Origin of the sequence: Brucella anthropi (genome assembly GCF_046630315.1) — a bacterium.
Lineage (GTDB): Bacteria > Pseudomonadota > Alphaproteobacteria > Rhizobiales > Rhizobiaceae > Brucella > Brucella anthropi_A.
In genome coordinates, this window is the sequence record NZ_LQBD01000001.1 from 288357 (window position 1) to 304566 (window position 16210).

Below are 16210 nucleotides of genomic sequence, written 5' to 3' on the forward strand. Positions count from 1 at the left end.
TCGATAGATCAGCTGGCTAAACCTGCCGCTTCTTCCTGTGCCTGAAATCCAGAAACCCGCCCGCATCCAGCCTTTCCGTCGCCATCGCCTTGAGGCCGGCGCGCTGAATCTTTTCCGTCGCTGTCAGCGGAATCCGCTCCACAAAAGCGATCCAGCCCGGCACCTTGTAATAAGCCATCTGTTCCAGCGCCCAGCTTACGATCATCTCCGCCGCATCCTGCCCCGCATCGGCGTCGACGGCGACGATCAGCGCCGCGACTTCCTCGCCACGGATCGGATCGGCGACGGCGGCGACGCCGGCCTGCCGGATCAGCGGATGGCGGTTGAGCACGCTTTCCACCTCGACGGCGGCAATGTTCTCGCCGGAGCGGCGGATGACGTTCTTCTTGCGGTCGACGAAATGCAAATCGCCGTCGGCGTCGCGCGACACGATATCGCCAGTGTGGAACCAGCCGTCCTGCCAGGCCTCGGCAGTGGCGGCGGAGTCCTTCAGATATTCGCGGAAGAAGCCGAGCCGCGGATTGGCGCCGGCATGGCGCACCAGCAGCTCGCCCGGTGTATCGTCGCAGCACTCGGTGCCGTCATCGCCGGCGATCCTGATCTCCACCGATTCCGGCGCACGGCCGAAGCAGCTTGTGCCGATCTTGCGCGGCTCGACATTGGCGCAGATGGTCGCGCCGCTGCCGGTCTCGGTCATCGCCCATGCTTCCAGAAGCGGAAAGCCGAAGCGCTCCTCGAAGGCGGCATGGAGGCGCCGGTCCACGCCCGCGCCGAAGCCGAAGCGGACATGGTGGTCGCGGTCGCGCTCCGAAGCGGGCGCGGCGATCAGGATGGACGGCATTACGCCCAGATAATGCAGGCAGGTGGCGCGACTTTCCCGCACCTGATCCCACCAGCTACGCGGATGGAAACGGTCGAGCATGATGAGGCAGCCACCGACCGTCACCATTGCCATCACAGAGACGGCCATGGCATTCATGTGGAAGACGGGAAGGGGCGTCAGCATCCGTTCGCCCTCGCTTTTGAGCGAGATCAGACCGCCGACATCGCGATACCACTCGCCGGAATAGAGGAAATATTCGTTGGTCAGGACGCAGCCCTTGGGGCGTCCCGTGGTGCCGGATGTATAGAGAAGCGCGCATTCGGTGTCGGGCGTGCCCGCAACCGCCGCGCGCGCACCGTCGAAGGGCGCCGCCACGGTGTCCTCCGGCGTCATCACCGGAATGGCGCGCGAAGCGGCTTTCGCTGCCGCTTCGATCTCTGCCTTGCGGCTGGCGATGACCACCGCGGCGGTCATTTCGGAATGAGCGACGATATATTCCAGCTCGCTGGCGCGCAGGTCCGGATTGATCGGCACGACCGAGACGCCGAGCCCGTTCAGCGCGAACCAGATTTCCAGAAAGACCGGACGGTTTTCCAGAAGCAGGCCGACCCGCAACCCCTCGCCATAGCCGGCTTCGCGAAACGCGGCCTGCCAGCGCCGGATGCGGTGCGCCATTTCGCCATAGGAAACGGTTTCGGCCGCGATGCCGTAGGCGGTGGCGGTTTCGGGAAGCACGTCGAGAAAGGGCGCACCGCTGCGCGCCTTCGCCATGGCGTCGAAACGGGAAAAGACGCTTTCATTGCGCGCGGCAGTCTGCACACCCATCATCTGCACGCCCATCATCTGCACGCCCATGGCGCAATCCGCATTCATAGTCTGGCTCCTCCCAAAAATATGAATTTTCATATTTTTATGTATTAGCTTTCTGATGTCAAGCAATCCGGTATCGGGCGATCCGCGACCGACCGGGCGATCCCGGTGAAGACGGAACTGTCGTGAGCGCGCTCCTTGTTTTTACGCATCTGCGAACACGCGACTGGTTTCCGTCCGTGCCGGAACATCCCTACAGCACGGGCGGTCGGGCGAGGTCGAGCGCGCGCAGGCGGTGCACGAAGGCGCCGAGCCGTTCCTTGCGATAGGCGGGGACATCAACGCCCTCGTAATCGAGAAAGCCGCGCTGCGTCTTGAGGCCGATCCGGCCGTCGGCCATGTTGGTTTCAATGATCGAAGGCGCTTCGTAGCGCGGATGGTCGAACGCGCCGGAAAGATAGCGGCTGGCATAATAGAGAATGTCGCCGCCGCCCCAGTCGATGAATTCGAGCAGGCCCAGCACGGAAAAGCGCAAGCCGAAGCCATATCGGACGGCCTTTTCGATATCCTCGACGCTGGCGACGTTTTCCTCCACCAGTCGCGCCGCCTCGTTCATGGCGACGGTCTGTAGTCGCGGCACGATATAGCCGGGACGCGCCGCGCAGACGACCGGCACCTTGCCGACGCTTTCCAGCACCTGCTTCAGCCTCTCCACCACTTCTGGGCTGGTCTTTTCGCCCGGCGACAGTTCCACCAGCGGCACGATGAAGGCCGGGTTGAGCCAGTGCGCGTTGAGGAAACGCTCCGGTCCTTCGATGGCCGGCGAGATGTCGTCGACCAGAATGGTCGATGTCGTGGAGGCGATGATGGTGCCGGGTGCGCAGAGCTTCGACGCCTCGCCCAGCGCCTCGTGCTTCATGGCGAGCACTTCCGGCACGCCCTCGAATAATATGTCCGCCTTGCCGAGAACGGCGGCGGCGTTGGCCTTCGGCTCCACCGTTATTCGGTCGGCGATGCAGCGGATGGCGTCGCCACCCTCGAACAGGCCCAGTTCCGCCAGCATGGTGAGCGTGTCGGTGATCTCGTTTGTCGCGCCGTCTGCCAGCTGGTCGAAATCGGCGGTGGGACGCTCCTTGAAGTCCAGAAGCGAGACCTTGTGGCCGGCATAGGCGAAGACGAGCGCGATGCCGCGCCCCATGCGGCCCGCGCCGAGCGCGACGATGTCGAGCGGCGTCATGATCGGAAACCTTCGCGCAGGAAGCATTCGCGCCCGGCTCCGTCCATGCCGTCAAGGCCGACCTTGGCCAGCGGCCGGCCGGTGCGGGCGAAGTCGTCGCCGCATACCGCACTGCCGATGGCGAGGAAGGCGCGAGACAGCGGCGCCTCGACGCTCGCCAGCTCCGCTGCCGACACCAGAAGCGACAGGCCGAGCGCCACGTCCTCCAGCATGTAGCGATGCTGCGTCAGCACGATCTTTTCGCGCCAGTCGCCGGAATCGGTCAGACTGTCATGCGACTTGCGGCCATACATCCATTCGTCGCCATCCTCGCGGTAGTGGTCGGCGAGCGGAAAATGCGGCGCGCCGTAGCCGAAGGCCTCGCGGATGCGGATGCGCTCGGCATCGAGCGCATCGGTGACGCGGCGCACCGACGCCTGCGTGCCTTCATTGTGGATGTCCCATGCCTCGAAATGCTCCAGCGGCCCGGCATTCATGGTGATGAGCGGCGGATGGATGATTGGTCCGGCATTCATCAGTGCTGCCGAAAGCACGTCGCCGCATGGCTCGATCACACCGGGAAAGGCCTTGTCCAGCACTTCGAGCGCGTGCTTTTCCAGCGAGAGCGGGAATATACCGGTCGGCAACCGCGTGGCGCGGCCCGAAATCACCACCTCGGCGAAGCCATGCTTGCGCACCAGCCAGGGCAGGGTGCCGGTTTCGGCAAAGGCGACGCCGCGATGCGTGTCCGCAGCATGGGCTGCGCGCGCGAAGACCAGCGAACCGAGCGTGCCGGGCGGAAAATAGATGACTTGACCGGATTTGAGATGCGGGGCGACGAGCTTCGACACATCCTCATGCGTGGTCGCCGGCAGGGGGCAGAGGATGAATTCGGCATCCTCCAGCGCCTCGGCGATGTCGCTCGTCGTGCGCGCCAGTTGCGCCGCTTGGGTGCCTTTAGCGTCCCGGACGGTGATGATGTTGCCAATCTCCCGATGCCGCCCGATGTCGTCGGCATTGCGCCGCCACAGCGTGACTTCATGCCCGGCCAGAGCAAAATCAGCCGCGCCCGCAAGCGAACCGTTGCCACCGCCGATAACCGTAATGCGCATGTGGACATCCTCCCATTATCTCAATCGCCGGCATACCCCTTTTGTCTCCGCGAAGCCGTCGGCGAACGGGCTCGGGATTTAATTCGAGAGCATAATTTATTGATGAAAATATGCAAATACATAATACTATCGCTATGGTATTTTGATGGAGATGCACCGCGCGCCACAGCTCGTCCGGCGGGGCTTTCCGGGAGGGAAAACGAATGAGCAGTTCAGTGAAACGCCGTTTCGTCGAGACGCGCTCCGGCACGGTGCATGTAGCGGAAGCGGGCAGCGGCGCGCCGGTCCTGCTCCTGCACCAGACACCGCGCTCCTGGGACGAGTTCCGCGACGCCCTGCCGTTGATCGGCCGGCGCTACAGGGCCATCGCCATGGATACGCGCGGCTTCGGCGATTCCGAACCACTTCCCGACGGCTGCGTCTCCATCGAGGGCTGGGCGGATGCAGCAATCGACCTCGCCGATGCACTGGGCCTGACGAATTTCGCCATCGCCGGCCATCATACGGGCGGGGTGATCGCGCTCGACGTGGCGGCGCGTTATCCGAATTATATCAATCGCCTGATCCTCTCCGCAACCTCCTTCATCGATGCGGAAAGGCGGGCGCGCCATCAGGGGCACCGCGTCATCGACGAAGTCGCGGAACGGGCCGACGGGGAGCATCTGGCCGAGTTGTGGCAGCGCCGCCGCCCGCATTATCCCGCCGATGGAAACGCGGAGCTTCTCACCCGCTTCATGCGCGATGCGCTGAAGGCGGGGTCGTTGGCGGTCGAGGGACACCGCGCCGTCAACCGCTACCGGATGGAAGACACGGTCGGCCTCGTCCGCTGCCCGACGCTGATTCTCGCGCCAATGGAAGACCCCCATGCCTACCCGTCTGCGCCGAGGCTGGCGGCGGCGATTGCCGGGGCTGTCGTGCAGGACATTCCGGGCGCGATGGTGCCGTTCCCGGACCAGATGCCGCAGGTCTTCGCCGATGCGATATGCGCCTTTCTGGACGGGGACGCGGCGCGTCCTCGAACCTGATTATTTGCAATCGCATGGAATTTCAGCGTTTCAGCCTGTAGCCCGACGCTTCGCGGTCCCACATGTCGCCGGTGATGGCCTCTTCGCGCAACGTCACCTTCTTGATCTTGCCGTTTTCGGTCAGCGGCAGCCGGTCGAGGAAGCGCAGATAGCGGGGCACGGCGAAATAGGCGAGGCGGGTTTCGCAGAACTGCGTCAGCTCGATGGTGTCGAGCGTCATGCCCGGCTTGGCCTCGATGGCTGCGGCCACCTCGTCCTCCCCCATTTCCGACGGCACGGCATAGACCGCGCAGGCGGCGACCGAGGGATGGGCCATCAGTACCTGCTCCACCTCCCATGACGAGACGTTTTCGCCGCGCCGCCGGATAGCGTCCTTGACGCGGTCGATGAAGCGGTAATGCCCGTCCGCCTCACGCACCACACGGTCCCCGGTGTGGAACCACAGGTTCTGCCATGCTTCCACGGTCTTTTCCGGCATGTGGAAATAGCCGGTGGCGAAGGAAAACGGCTCGATGGGGCGCAGCAGAAGCTCGCCCGCTTCGCCGTCGCCGAGCGGCATGTCATCGGGATCGACGATGCAGGCTTCGAAGCCCGGCATCAGATAGCCCATGCTGCCCGGATGATCGGACGGAATGGGGCTGGCGAAGGCGAAATTGGTTTCCGTCGAGGCATAGCCGTCGACCAGTGGCACGCCGAAGCGCTCGCGGAAGATGGCATGGAACCGATCCGGCACGCCGCCGCCGAGCGCGACGCGCACGCAATGGTCGCGTTCTTCCGGGCTCGTCTCGCGCGACAGCAGGATGGCGGCCATCGCTCCCAGAAGATACGTCACGGTGGCCTTGTTCTTCAGCACGCTCGTCCAGAAGCCGGAAGCGGAGAATTTCGGCTCCAGCACATAAGTGCAGCCGTTCAGCACCGCCTGATAGAAGGCGTTGAGCGCATTGGTGTGGAAGATCGGCAGAGTGGTGAGCAACACGTCGCCCTCCACGATGCCAAGCGCGCGGGCGGAATAGATACCCCACCAGAAAAGCTGTGCCTGCGGGCAGCACACGCCCTTGGACGGCCCCGTGGTGCCGGATGTGTAGAGGATGGCGACCGTATCGCTGGGGCGCACGGGCTTGGGCGGCGCCCAGCCGGCGGGCGCGTCGGCGTCGAGATCGAGCCCGGCGTCGGCGATGGTCCAGATCATGTCCGGCAGGGCGACGCCGTCCGGCAGCGTTTCGAGCGCGGCCTTCAGTCCTTCCTCGACGGCGAGGATCTTCGGCGCGGAATTGGTGAGCACATGCGCCAGCTGCGCGCCGCGAAAGGCGGTGTTGATGGGTGTCGCGATGGCGCCGAGCCAGGCGCAGCCGAGATAGACCTTGAGAAATTCCGGCCGGTTGGCCGACAGGATGGCGACGCGGTCGCCATGGACGATGCCCGCCTGCGCCAGATGCCAGGCGGCGTTACGGGCGATCCGCTCCACGTCCGCATAGCTCCATTCGGTCGTGCCGAACCGGAAGAGAATGCGCCCACCATAGCGCTTGCTCTGGCGCTGCAGGATCGCGGGCAGCGTTCTTTCCACGGGCGGAAAGGCGGCCGCGACCTGCGTGTAGCGGTCGCCGTCTTCGGGTACCCGGCCCTTATGGACATTCGCATGCATCCGTCTGTTCTCCTCAATCATCATTCACGCGCCGCCATACGGCAGGCTGTGGCTTTCTCCGCCTGCCTTGCGGGGCTTGTGCGTGGGCGGGGCCTCTTCCGCTGTTCCGCCAGTCGGCCCACCGGCCGGGCTGGAAACGACGACCGTGTCCTTCACTTCCTTCAGAAGCCTGTTCAGCATCGCGATATGGTCGGGCGATACCTGTCCAAAGATGCTCGCCAGAAGTTGGCCGTTCCACTTCGCCATGCGGCGGAAGCGGCGGCGGCCTTCCGGGGTGATGCTGACGATCTGCACACGCCGGTCAATCTCGGACGGCGTGCGCGTGACCAGCCCGTCCGTGATGAGCCGGTCGATCATCGGCGTCACATTGCCAGCCGAGACCATCAGCCGCTTGGACAGTTCGCCGATCACCATGCCCTCGGGCCGCCGGTCGAGCTGCGCCAGGACGTCAAAGCGCGGCAAGGTAAAGTTGAATTTCTGGCGGAACTGGCGCCGCAATTCGGTCTCCACCAGCGTGGTGCAGGCGAGCATCCGCAGCCACATGCGGATCACGTCCTGATGATGCGAAGCTGGCGTCGTCAGTTCGTCCGGTTCCGGTGCGTCGGTGTCGAAAACTGGCGTCAACCTTTCCTCCGAATGTTGGTGCCGCTACAGGCTTCGCCCTCACGCGCTGCCGAGATAGGCGGCGATGAGGCGCGGGTCGTGGATCAGGCCTTCAGAGGGGCCGGACTGGACGATTTCGCCGGTTTCCAGCACATAGCCGACATCGGCGGTTTCGAGCGCGGCACGCGCGTTCTGCTCAACCAACAGCACAGAAACGCCCAGCTCGCGCAGTGAAGCGATGGTCTGGAAGATTTCCCGCACGATCAGCGGCGCGAGGCCGAGGCTCGGCTCGTCCAGAATGAGGAGCGTGGGCTTCGCCATCAGCGCGCGGCCAAGCGCCAGCATCTGCCGCTCGCCGCCCGAAAGCGTGCCGGCGGCCTGTGTCTGGCGCTGTTTGAGGCGCGGAAAGCGGTCGTAGACGGCTTCAAGCTCCGATTGGAAACTCGACCGGTCATAGCGGCTGTAGGCCCCAAGAAGCAGGTTGTCCCGGACGCTCATCTCGGAAAAAAGCTCACGCTTTTCCGGCACGAGGCAGAGGCCCATCTCGATGCGATCCTCCACCGTCATGCGGCTGAGGTCCTGCCCCTGAAAGGTGATCCTGCCGGTGGATGGCAGAAGACCGATCACCGCCGTCATCAGCGTGGTCTTGCCCGCGCCGTTGGGGCCGATGATTGTGGCGATCTGGCCTTTCTCGACCTTGATCGACACCTCGCGCACGGCCTCGACCTTGCCGTAGGAGACGGAAACATTCTCGATGGTCAGAAGAGGCATCAGGCGGTTCCTCCGAGATAGGCTTCCTGCACGCGCGGATTGGCACGGACTTCAGCCGGCTGGCCCTCGCAGAGCTTCTCGCCGAAATCCATCACCACGATCCGGTTGACGATCCCCATGACGAACTCCATGTCATGCTCGACCAGAAGTATGGTGAGCCGGTCGTCGTCGCGCAGTGAGCGCAGCAACTGGGCGAGCTTCAGCTTTTCCTGACGGCGCAGGCCCGCCGCCGGTTCGTCCAGCACGAGGAGTACCGGATCGGCGGCCAGCGCGCGGGCGATTTCCAGAATGCGCTGCTCGCCGAGCGACAGATTGCCGGCCAGTTCATACGGCTTGTCGCCGAGGCCGACCCGTTCGAGCTGCTTCAGCGCGTCGTAGCGGGTAGAGGCTTCCTCGGTGCGGTCGAGGCGGAACGCGCCGCGAAGCAAGCCGGTGTGCGTGCGCGGATAGGCGCCGAGCATGACATTGTCGAGAAGCGTCATCTTCGGCCGCAGCTTCACGTGCTGGAAGGTGCGGGCGATGCCGGAACGAGCGATCGCGAATTGGGGGCTGCGGGTAATGTCGCTGCCGGCGAAGGTGATGCTGCCGCTGTTGGCGTGCAGCGCGCCGGTCAGGAGGTTGAACATCGTGCTCTTACCTGCGCCGTTGGGGCCGATCAGCCCCATAATCTCACCAGCATTGACGCTGAAGCTGACCTTGTTGACGGCGATGAGGCCGCCGAAGCGCCGCTCGACCTGATCGACCTGCAGGAGCGGCGTGCCGGGTTGCGGCTTCTCGCGCAGCGGCAGCGGATCGGCCGCGCCCGGGCGCGCGCGACGGATTTCCGGCAGGAACTGCTTGACCCATGGGGCGATGCCCTGCCGCGCATATTGCAGGAACAGGATGAACAAGCAGCCGAAGGCGACGGTTTCGAGCTGTCCCGCACCGCTGACGATATAGGGCAGATAATCCTGAATTGTGTTCTTCAGGAGCGTGACCAGTGCAGCTCCGATGACGCCGCCGATGGGACTGCCTGCGCCGCCCACCATGGTCATCATCAGATATTCGATGCCCATCAGCGGCTCGAACGGAGTGGGGCTGACAAAGCGGCTCAGATGTGCGTAGAGCCAGCCGGACAGGGCTGCGAGGAAGGCGGCAATGACGAAGCAGGCCACCTTGACGTGGAAGACGTTGACGCCAAGGCTTTCCACCAGCGTGTTGCCGCCACGCAGCGTGCGCATGACGCGTCCTGGCCGGGAATCGAGCAGGTTGTAGACCAGCACGATCGCGACGCAGACGATGGCCCAGATCAGGTAGAAGATTTGCCAGCTCTGCACGAGTGCGACCGAGCCGATGGAGATCGGCGGCACACCGGACAAGCCATTGTGCTTGCCGAGGCTTTCCATGTTGCCGAACAGGAAGCCGATGGCCAGTCCCCATGCGATGGTGCTGAGCGAAAGGTAGTGGCCCTGAAGGCGCAGCGTGATGCCGCCGATGACGAGCGCGCTGCCACAGGTGAGCGCAACGCCAAGCAACAGCCCCAGCCAAGGCGAAGCGCCATAGGCGGTGGTGAGCCATGCGGTCGAATAGGCTGAGATGCCGACGAAGGCGGCCTGGCCGAAGGAGAGGATGCCGCCCACGCCCGTCAGTAGCGCGAGGCCGATGGCGACGAGGGCGTAGATGCCGATATAGTTCAGAAGCGTGATGTTGAATGCACTGAGAAACTGCGGCGCAAGCAGGAGTGCCAGAAGTGCGAGGCCGATCACGATGTAAAGACTGTTGCGGCTCATTCTTCGTCGTGCTCCTCATGATGGATGGAGACAATCGATCGCCAGATCAGGATGGGTATCAGGAAGGAGAAGACGATAACGTCCTTGAAAGCGCTGCTCTGGAAGGCGGCGAAGCTTTCGAGGACGCCGACGAAAAGTGAGCCGATCACCGTGCCGGGATAACTGATCATGCCGCCGATGATCGCGCCGATGAAGGCCCTGAGACCGAGCAGAAAGCCGCTGTCGTAGAAGATGGTGTTGACCGGCGCGATGAGGATGCCCGACACGCCGGCCATCAGCGAGCCTATGATATAGGCGATGGCGCCGGAACGTTCCGGGCGGATGCCCATCAGTCGCGCACCGGTCCGGTTGACGGCGGTGGCGCGCAGCGATTTGCCTGTCAGCGTGTAGTCGAAGAAGAAGTAGAGCAGCGCGCTGAAGATGATTGCCGCCAGCATGATGATGATCGCCTGGCCGGACAGGAGCAGCGGTCCGAGCTGGAAGACCTCGCTGGTCAGCGGCTCGGTGCGCACGCCCTCGGGGCCGAAGAACAGGAGGCCGACGCCGATCAGCGCGAAGTGCAACGCCATCGAAACGATGAGGAGCAGCAGCACCGACGCATCGGCGATGGGCCGGTAGACGATTCGGTCCAGAAGCGGAGCGACAGGTACGATCAGCATCAGCGAGAACAGGATGCGGATGGCGATGCCGGAGCCGTAGAGCGGCGCGGCCAGCCAGACGATGCAGGCCATGGCCAGCGGTATGACCAGATAGAAGACGAGCGCGCGTGGAATGGCATAGGCGCGCTTCTGTCTCAGGAGCGAGGCCGTTTCCATGAGCGAGGCGATGGCCGCCAGAATGACGACCAGCCCCACCGTGCCGGGGACTTTCTGCGTTTCGAGCGCGGCGAGCGTCAGGGCGGTGAAGGCCGCGATGTCGCCGAACGGGATGAAAACCACCCGCGTGACAGTGAAGATGAGAACGGTGCCGATTGCAATCAGGACATAGACCGCGCCCGATGCCAGACCATCGGTGGCCAGTATCAGACCGATATCGAGATTCATGGGAAAGTCTCCGGGCAACGGCGTTCCTGAGCGGGCAGGACGTCAGCTGCAATTGCGGGGCTTGGAAACAGGTCGAACCCGCCGCGTCCGGTCCATGGGACGAAGGCGCGGCAGGGAGCGGATCAGGAGCGCATCACGGCTCATATTTCCACTGGCCGTCTTCGAGCTTGACGACCACGAGCGAGCGCTCGTCGATGCCGTAATTGGAGCCCTTGCGGAAATTGTAGATGCCGTGCACGCCGGCCAGCTCGTTGGTCTTGAAGATTTCTTCCTTAAGGGCCTCGCGGAACTCGGCCGTGCCGGGCTTGGCGGTCTTGAGCGCGCGCCCGGCGGAATCGAGCATCACCATCCAGGCGTCGAAGCTGTAGGCCGAGAAGGCGTCCCTGGTCTCGGCGTTGTTGGCCTTCTTGTAGGCATCGCGGAAAGCGAGCGACAGCTTTTTCGAGAAATGGTCGTCGGGAAGCTGCTCTGCGACGACGACCGGGCCAATGGAGACCTTGACGCCCTCGACGGCCTTGCCGCCGACGCGTACGAAGTCGGCATTGACCAGCGGCGCCAGGCCGTAGAGTCCACCCTTGAAGCCGCGATTGGCGAGTTCCAGCGGCGGGAAGGCGGCCTGCGTGGCCGAGCCGCCGATCAGCACGGAATCGGGCTTGGTGGCGAGAATCTTCAGCACCTGCGCCGTGACCGAGGTGTCGGTGCGGGTATAGCGCTCGTCGGTCAGGACCTTGATCTTGCCGTCGGCTTCCGCCTTCTTCGCACCGTCATAGACGAAATCTCCCCAAGCGTCGGAGAAACCAATGTAGCCGACATTGGTTTCGTTGTCGCGCTTGATGCGGTCGGCGATGACGCTGGCCATAAGCGAAGGCGGCTGTGGCACGGTTACGCCCCACTGGTCCGCGCCGTCGCCCGGCGACACGTTGACCGGCGAAATCGCGATCATCGGCACTTTCAGTTCCTTCGACACTTCCATCATCGCGATGGTGGAGGGCGCGGTCGCGGTGCCGATCAGGATGTCGACATTGTACTCCTCGATCAGCTTGCGCGCATTGCGGGTCGCAGCCGAGGGATCGGAGCCGTCGTCCAGTTCGACGACGGTGATCTTTTCGCCGTCGACCTCGCTCTTGTATTCCTGCGCGGCCTTGATGCCGAGGCCGTACGGAATGCCGATGGAGGCACCGTTTCCGCTCAGCGATGTTACGAAGCCGACCTTGATCTCGGCATGGGCGAGGGGGGCGGCGATCATGCCTCCCAGAAATGTTGCGGCAAGCAATAGATTACGCATTGAATTCCCCTTTTTTCTTTTCGTTACCGGCAAAACCCGGCCGCATGGCCCGTCTTTCTTCTTGTTGTCAGGTTATGCTGCGCCGATGCCGTCAATTGCTGGTCTGTTTGAAATCCCGGCGGAAGTTCGTTGCCGAAACGCCGTGCGGGAAATTACTTCATACCTGAACTGAAATACCGTCCGCGACTGCGCGGTGGGACTCCTCCATTTTTCGGTTCCGCCTGCCTGCACGCCTCCAGCTAATTCGAAATTCCAGAATTCGTTATATTTATCAGGCTGTTAAACCTGCGGTTAAATCCGGTTTCGATCTGAATTCGAATGGATGATAATGCTTTAAGCTTGAAGTGTCGAGAAATTATTTTATATGTAAGATAATTTGCGAGCGCTGCCGGGCGCTTGCGGAACGGCATCAGGAACAATGATCCGGGGAACGGTACGATGCGCATTTATTGGCAGAGTTTTGTCGATGCGAAGCTCGGCGCCTCCTATCTGGCGCGGCTGCGGACCTATCTGAATGCGATCGCCGCGCCGGGGACGGAAGTGGAGGTGCACGGCATCGCTCCACCCGACCGCGATTTCGGTCGTCTCGCTGAGTTTCGCTGTGCTGTGCAGGCCGTCGACAACGGGATCGGCGCGGAGGAGGACGGCTTTGACGCCTATGTCATGGGTCATTTTCAGGACCCCGGCCTCTATGAGCTGCGCTCGGCGCTACGCATTCCGGTGATCGGCGCGGGCGAGGCGACGTTTCATGCCGCGGCCCAGCTCGGCCGCCGCCTTGGCCTCGTCACGCTCGATCCCGCCTTCGAGGTCTGGCATTATGAGCAGGCCGATCTCTATGGGTTGGGCGGGCGCGTCGCGGGCGTGATCGGCATGGGATGCCATCCGGCCGATTTCGACGCCTGTTTCGCCGGCGACGAATCGGTGCGCCAGCGCCTGCTCGACGATTTCACGGCCTGCGCGGCGCCGCTGGTCGCGGCGGGCGCCGACGTGATCATTCCCGCCGGCGTGCTGCCGGGGCTTCTGATCGGCGGCGTGCCGGGGTTCTGCGTCGGCCATGCGCCGGTGGTGAACTGTGCGGCGGTGGCGCTGAAATCGGCCGAGATGTGGGTGCAGCTTCGCGCCATCGGCGGGCTGGAGCCGAGCCGCGGTCCATCCTTCGCGCTGGCCAGCCCGCGCGCCAAGGCGGACTTCCGGCAATCGCTCGCCCGCAACAGAAATTCACAGTTTTAAAAAACACAGGGGAAAAAGCACATGACGCCTGAAAAGATCATCTACAGCACCGAGGCGACGGCAACCGGCGGCCGGGACGGCAGCGCGGCGAGCGCGGACGGGCATCTCAAGGTGAAGCTGACCGTGCCGAAGGAATTCGGCGGGCCGGGCGGCGAGGGAACCAATCCCGAGCAGCTCTTCGCCGCCGGTTATTCGGCCTGCTTCCTTAGCGCCATCAAGCTGATGGGCCGCCTCGGCAAGGTAGCTATTCCCGATGCGGCGACCGTGACGGCGAAAATCGGTGTCGGCGCTGTCGATGTCGGCTATATGTTCACCGCCGAACTGCTGATCTCCATGCCGGGCATTCCCGCCGAAACGGCACGGGAGCTGGTGGCCGGCGCGCACCAGCGTTGCCCGTTTTCACGGGCGACCAGGGACAATATCGACGTCGTCCTGACGATTCTCGAAGCATAGCGTATTTGAATGGCCAGATCCGTTTCCAGAAGACAACCCTATGACGGCGTCGTCGTCACCTCGCCGGTGACGGTGCCCTATACGCGCTACTCTATCGAAAGCGCGCATTGGTGGATCGGCCGCGCGCTGCGGGCGCTGGTCGATGCATCGGGTATCCGCGCGCGTGATTTCGACGGATTCTGCCTGTCGAGCTTCACCGTCGGCCCGGATACGGCGATCGGGCTGACGCAGCATTTCGGTCTCAGCCCGCGCTGGCTCGACCATATTCCGCTCGGCGGTGCGAGCGCCATCGCGGCGATCCGCCGGGCGGCGCGCGCGGTTCAGGCGGGCGACTGCGACGTGGTGGCCTGCGTGGCGGGCGATACCAACCATGTCGACTCGTTCCGTCGCACGCTTGAGAATTTCTCCCGTTTCTCGCAGGACGCGGTTTACCCTTACGGGGCGGGTGGGGCCAATGCCAGTTTCGCGCTGATCGCGCGTCATTATATGGAGCGCTTCGGCGTGACGCGCGAGGACCTCGGCCGCATCGCGGTGGCGCAGCGCTCCAATGCGATGCGCAATCCCAACGCGCTGATGAAGACCCCGCTGACGCTGGAGCAATATATGGCAGCGCGGCCGATCTCCGATCCGATCCATCTGTTCGACTGCGTCATGCCCTGCGCAGGGGGCGAGGCCTTTCTCGTCATGCGCGAGGAGACGGCGGCGGCGCAGGGGCTGAAGGGCGCGAAGATTCTGGGTTCCATCGAGCGTCACAATGCCCGCATCGGCGACGATGTGCAGAACCATGGCGGATGGGTGGCCGACATAGACGATCTCTACGCTATGGCCGGGGTCACGCCGGGCCAACTCGATTTCGTGCAGACCTATGACGATTATCCGGTCATCGTGATGATGCAGCTTGAGGATCTGGGCTTCTGCAAGAAGGGCGAGGGCGCGGAATTCGTGCGACAGCACGACCTGACCATCGGCGGCAATTTCCCGCATAACACGTCGGGCGGCCAGCTTTCGGTCGGGCAGGCGGGAGCGGCCGGTGCATATCTCGGTGTCACGGAGGCGCTGCGGCAGGTGCTGGGCACGGCCGGGCCGACGCAGGTGGTGAAGGCGAAGGTGGGGCTGGCGTCAGGCTTCGGCATGATCAATTACGAGCGCGGCCTGTCGTCCGGCGCGGTGATACTGGCGGGAGAGGAGCGATGATTGCACCGTTGAAGCGGCCGGGCCGCAAGAACCCGCTCAAAAAGACCAGCCAGCAGGCGCCGCTGCCGCAGGTGCGCAGCCGCGCTGGCCAGTTGCTGACGCAGGCGGCGGCGCAAGGGCGTTTCGCCATGCAGTGCTGCGCCGAATGCGGGCAATATTGCTATCCGGCGCATGACGCCTGCCCGAATTGCCTGTCGTCGGAACTGCCGTTGAAGGACGCGCCCGATGACGGAACGGTCCTGTCGGAAACGACGATCCGCGTGCCGGCGGACGTCTATTTCCGTGAGCGCGCGCCGTGGCGCATCGGCCTGGTCAAGCTCGATTGCGGCCCAACCATGGTTGCCCATCTGCATGACGGCTGCGAAATGGGCGAACGGGCAAAAATGTCCCTGCAACTCGACAAGGCCGGGCAGGTCGCCTGCTTCGCGATGCCGGTCGAAAAATCGGAGAACTGGGCTGATGACAGGCAGTGGCGTGAAATGACGGCGACACCCAAATTCCGCCGTGCGCTGGTTACCAACGGGCGCACGCCCGTGGGGCAGGCGGTGGCGGCGGCTCTGGCCGAGGCGGGCGCGACGGTCTCTGTCGGGCTGGCCGATCCGTGGAAACCTTTTGCGGGCGAGGACGCGCTTGCGCAATACAAGATCGTTCCGCTCGATGTGGCGGACGAACGCTCGGTGCAGAACCTTGCCCGGGACATCGGCGGCAAGGTGGATATTCTGGTCAACACGGCGGAATATATCCGTCCGGGAGGGCTTCTCGACCGCCACGGCGTCAACGACATCAAGGTCGAGATCGAGCAGCTTTATCTCGGCATGGTGCATCTGGCGCAGGCCTTCGGCCCTGCCATGCGCGGACGCGGCGCGGACGGCGTCAACAGTGCGGCCGCATGGGTCAATCTCCTGTCTGTCCACGCGCTGGCGAACTGGGCGCCCTACGGCACCTACAGCGCCATGGAAGCCGCCTGCCTGTCGCTGTCGCACTGCCTGCGCGGCGAATTGCGCGCCGGCGGTGTGCGCGTGCTCAACGTCTTCACCGGGCCGCTCGACACGGAATGGTTCCAGACCGTGCCACCACCGAAGGTCGCGCCCAAACTGGTCGCGAAGGCCATCGTGAACGCGCTGGAAAAAGGCGTCGAGGACACGTTCGTCGGCGACGTGGCCGAAGATGTGCGGCGCAGGCTCGCCGCCAATCCCAAGGCGGCCGAGCGGGAACTCAACCAATAGCAGGTGAA

14 protein-coding genes are annotated in these 16210 nt (G+C 63.9%); 5 read left to right on the forward strand and 9 right to left on the reverse strand.

What is annotated here, in order from left to right; genetic code table 11:
* Positions 1-16: 16 nt before the first annotated feature.
* The 3 genes from AVM02_RS01285 to AVM02_RS01295 form a co-directional block, all read right to left on the reverse strand.
* On the reverse strand, positions 17-1594 hold the full coding sequence (locus AVM02_RS01285; protein WP_411505299.1) for an AMP-binding protein: 1578 nt from the start codon (positions 1592-1594) through the stop codon (positions 17-19).
* Between the two features lie 292 nt (positions 1595-1886).
* Complete coding sequence (locus tag AVM02_RS01290; RefSeq protein WP_411505207.1) at positions 1887-2870, reverse strand: 3-hydroxybutyryl-CoA dehydrogenase; 984 nt, start codon at positions 2868-2870, stop codon at positions 1887-1889.
* Positions 2867-3961, reverse strand: coding sequence for an NAD/NADP octopine/nopaline dehydrogenase family protein (locus tag AVM02_RS01295; protein WP_411505208.1), 1095 nt, complete (start codon positions 3959-3961; stop codon positions 2867-2869). The genes AVM02_RS01290 and AVM02_RS01295 overlap by 4 nt, the downstream gene beginning before the upstream one ends.
* A 203-nt stretch (positions 3962-4164) precedes the next feature.
* Between AVM02_RS01295 and AVM02_RS01300 the strand changes: the two genes are divergently transcribed.
* Complete coding sequence (locus tag AVM02_RS01300; RefSeq protein ID WP_411505209.1) at positions 4165-4986, forward strand: alpha/beta fold hydrolase; 822 nt, start codon at positions 4165-4167, stop codon at positions 4984-4986.
* 22 nt (positions 4987-5008) lie between these two features.
* Here AVM02_RS01300 and AVM02_RS01305 read toward each other — a convergent pair whose 3' ends face one another.
* From AVM02_RS01305 to AVM02_RS01330, 6 genes are all read right to left on the reverse strand, one after another.
* Positions 5009-6628: an ATP-dependent acyl-CoA ligase gene (locus AVM02_RS01305; protein WP_411505210.1), complete on the reverse strand. Its 1620-nt coding sequence runs from the start codon at positions 6626-6628 to the stop codon at positions 5009-5011.
* Positions 6629-6652: 24 nt separating this feature from the next.
* Positions 6653-7252, reverse strand: coding sequence for a MarR family winged helix-turn-helix transcriptional regulator (locus AVM02_RS01310; protein WP_411505211.1), 600 nt, complete (start codon positions 7250-7252; stop codon positions 6653-6655).
* Positions 7253-7291: 39 nt separating this feature from the next.
* Positions 7292-8002 (reverse strand): ABC transporter ATP-binding protein, encoded by a 711-nt coding sequence (locus tag AVM02_RS01315; protein ID WP_411505212.1) that lies wholly within the window; start codon positions 8000-8002, stop codon positions 7292-7294.
* Positions 8002-9771 carry an ABC transporter permease subunit gene (locus AVM02_RS01320; protein WP_411505213.1) on the reverse strand — a complete coding sequence of 590 codons (1770 nt, stop codon included), beginning with the start codon at positions 9769-9771 and terminating at the stop codon, positions 8002-8004. The genes AVM02_RS01315 and AVM02_RS01320 overlap by 1 nt, the downstream gene beginning before the upstream one ends.
* Positions 9768-10814 carry a branched-chain amino acid ABC transporter permease gene (locus AVM02_RS01325; RefSeq protein ID WP_411505214.1) on the reverse strand — a complete coding sequence of 349 codons (1047 nt, stop codon included), beginning with the start codon at positions 10812-10814 and terminating at the stop codon, positions 9768-9770. The genes AVM02_RS01320 and AVM02_RS01325 overlap by 4 nt, the downstream gene beginning before the upstream one ends.
* A gap of 133 nt (positions 10815-10947) precedes the next feature.
* Complete coding sequence (locus AVM02_RS01330; RefSeq protein ID WP_411505215.1) at positions 10948-12099, reverse strand: ABC transporter substrate-binding protein; 1152 nt, start codon at positions 12097-12099, stop codon at positions 10948-10950.
* Between the two features lie 438 nt (positions 12100-12537).
* Here AVM02_RS01330 and AVM02_RS01335 point away from each other — a divergent pair, with 438 nt between their 5' ends.
* The 4 genes from AVM02_RS01335 to AVM02_RS01350 are packed head-to-tail and all read left to right on the forward strand — an operon-like array spanning position 12538 to position 16202.
* Entirely contained in the window at positions 12538-13329 is a 792-nt protein-coding gene (locus tag AVM02_RS01335) for an aspartate/glutamate racemase family protein (RefSeq protein ID WP_411505216.1), read from the forward strand.
* Positions 13330-13350: 21 nt separating this feature from the next.
* Positions 13351-13782 carry an organic hydroperoxide resistance protein gene (locus AVM02_RS01340; RefSeq protein ID WP_411505217.1) on the forward strand — a complete coding sequence of 144 codons (432 nt, stop codon included), beginning with the start codon at positions 13351-13353 and terminating at the stop codon, positions 13780-13782.
* Positions 13783-13791: 9 nt separating this feature from the next.
* Entirely contained in the window at positions 13792-14976 is a 1185-nt protein-coding gene (locus tag AVM02_RS01345; RefSeq protein WP_411505218.1) for a thiolase family protein, read from the forward strand.
* Positions 14973-16202: an SDR family NAD(P)-dependent oxidoreductase gene (locus AVM02_RS01350; RefSeq protein ID WP_411505219.1), complete on the forward strand. Its 1230-nt coding sequence runs from the start codon at positions 14973-14975 to the stop codon at positions 16200-16202. Before AVM02_RS01345 ends, AVM02_RS01350 begins: the two co-directional genes overlap by 4 nt.
* The last annotated feature ends 8 nt before the right edge of the window (positions 16203-16210 follow it).

Bases quoted from the DNA above. Each gene is read 5' to 3' on its own strand.
- AVM02_RS01285 (WP_411505299.1), bottom strand. From the start codon at position 1,594: ATGGCGAAGGCGCGCAGCGGTGCGCCCTTTCTCGACGTGCTTCCCGAA.
- AVM02_RS01290 (WP_411505207.1), bottom strand. From the start codon at position 2,870: ATGACGCCGCTCGACATCGTCGCGCTCGGCGCGGGCCGCATGGGGCGC.
- AVM02_RS01295 (WP_411505208.1), bottom strand. From the start codon at position 3,961: ATGCGCATTACGGTTATCGGCGGTGGCAACGGTTCGCTTGCGGGCGCG.
- AVM02_RS01300 (WP_411505209.1), top strand. From the start codon at position 4,165: ATGAGCAGTTCAGTGAAACGCCGTTTCGTCGAGACGCGCTCCGGCACG.
- AVM02_RS01305 (WP_411505210.1), bottom strand. From the start codon at position 6,628: ATGCATGCGAATGTCCATAAGGGCCGGGTACCCGAAGACGGCGACCGC.
- AVM02_RS01315 (WP_411505212.1), bottom strand. From the start codon at position 8,002: ATGCCTCTTCTGACCATCGAGAATGTTTCCGTCTCCTACGGCAAGGTC.
- AVM02_RS01320 (WP_411505213.1), bottom strand. From the start codon at position 9,771: ATGAGCCGCAACAGTCTTTACATCGTGATCGGCCTCGCACTTCTGGCA.
- AVM02_RS01325 (WP_411505214.1), bottom strand. From the start codon at position 10,814: ATGAATCTCGATATCGGTCTGATACTGGCCACCGATGGTCTGGCATCG.
- AVM02_RS01330 (WP_411505215.1), bottom strand. From the start codon at position 12,099: ATGCGTAATCTATTGCTTGCCGCAACATTTCTGGGAGGCATGATCGCC.
- AVM02_RS01335 (WP_411505216.1), top strand. From the start codon at position 12,538: ATGCGCATTTATTGGCAGAGTTTTGTCGATGCGAAGCTCGGCGCCTCC.
- AVM02_RS01340 (WP_411505217.1), top strand. From the start codon at position 13,351: ATGACGCCTGAAAAGATCATCTACAGCACCGAGGCGACGGCAACCGGC.
- AVM02_RS01345 (WP_411505218.1), top strand. From the start codon at position 13,792: ATGGCCAGATCCGTTTCCAGAAGACAACCCTATGACGGCGTCGTCGTC.
- AVM02_RS01350 (WP_411505219.1), top strand. From the start codon at position 14,973: ATGATTGCACCGTTGAAGCGGCCGGGCCGCAAGAACCCGCTCAAAAAG.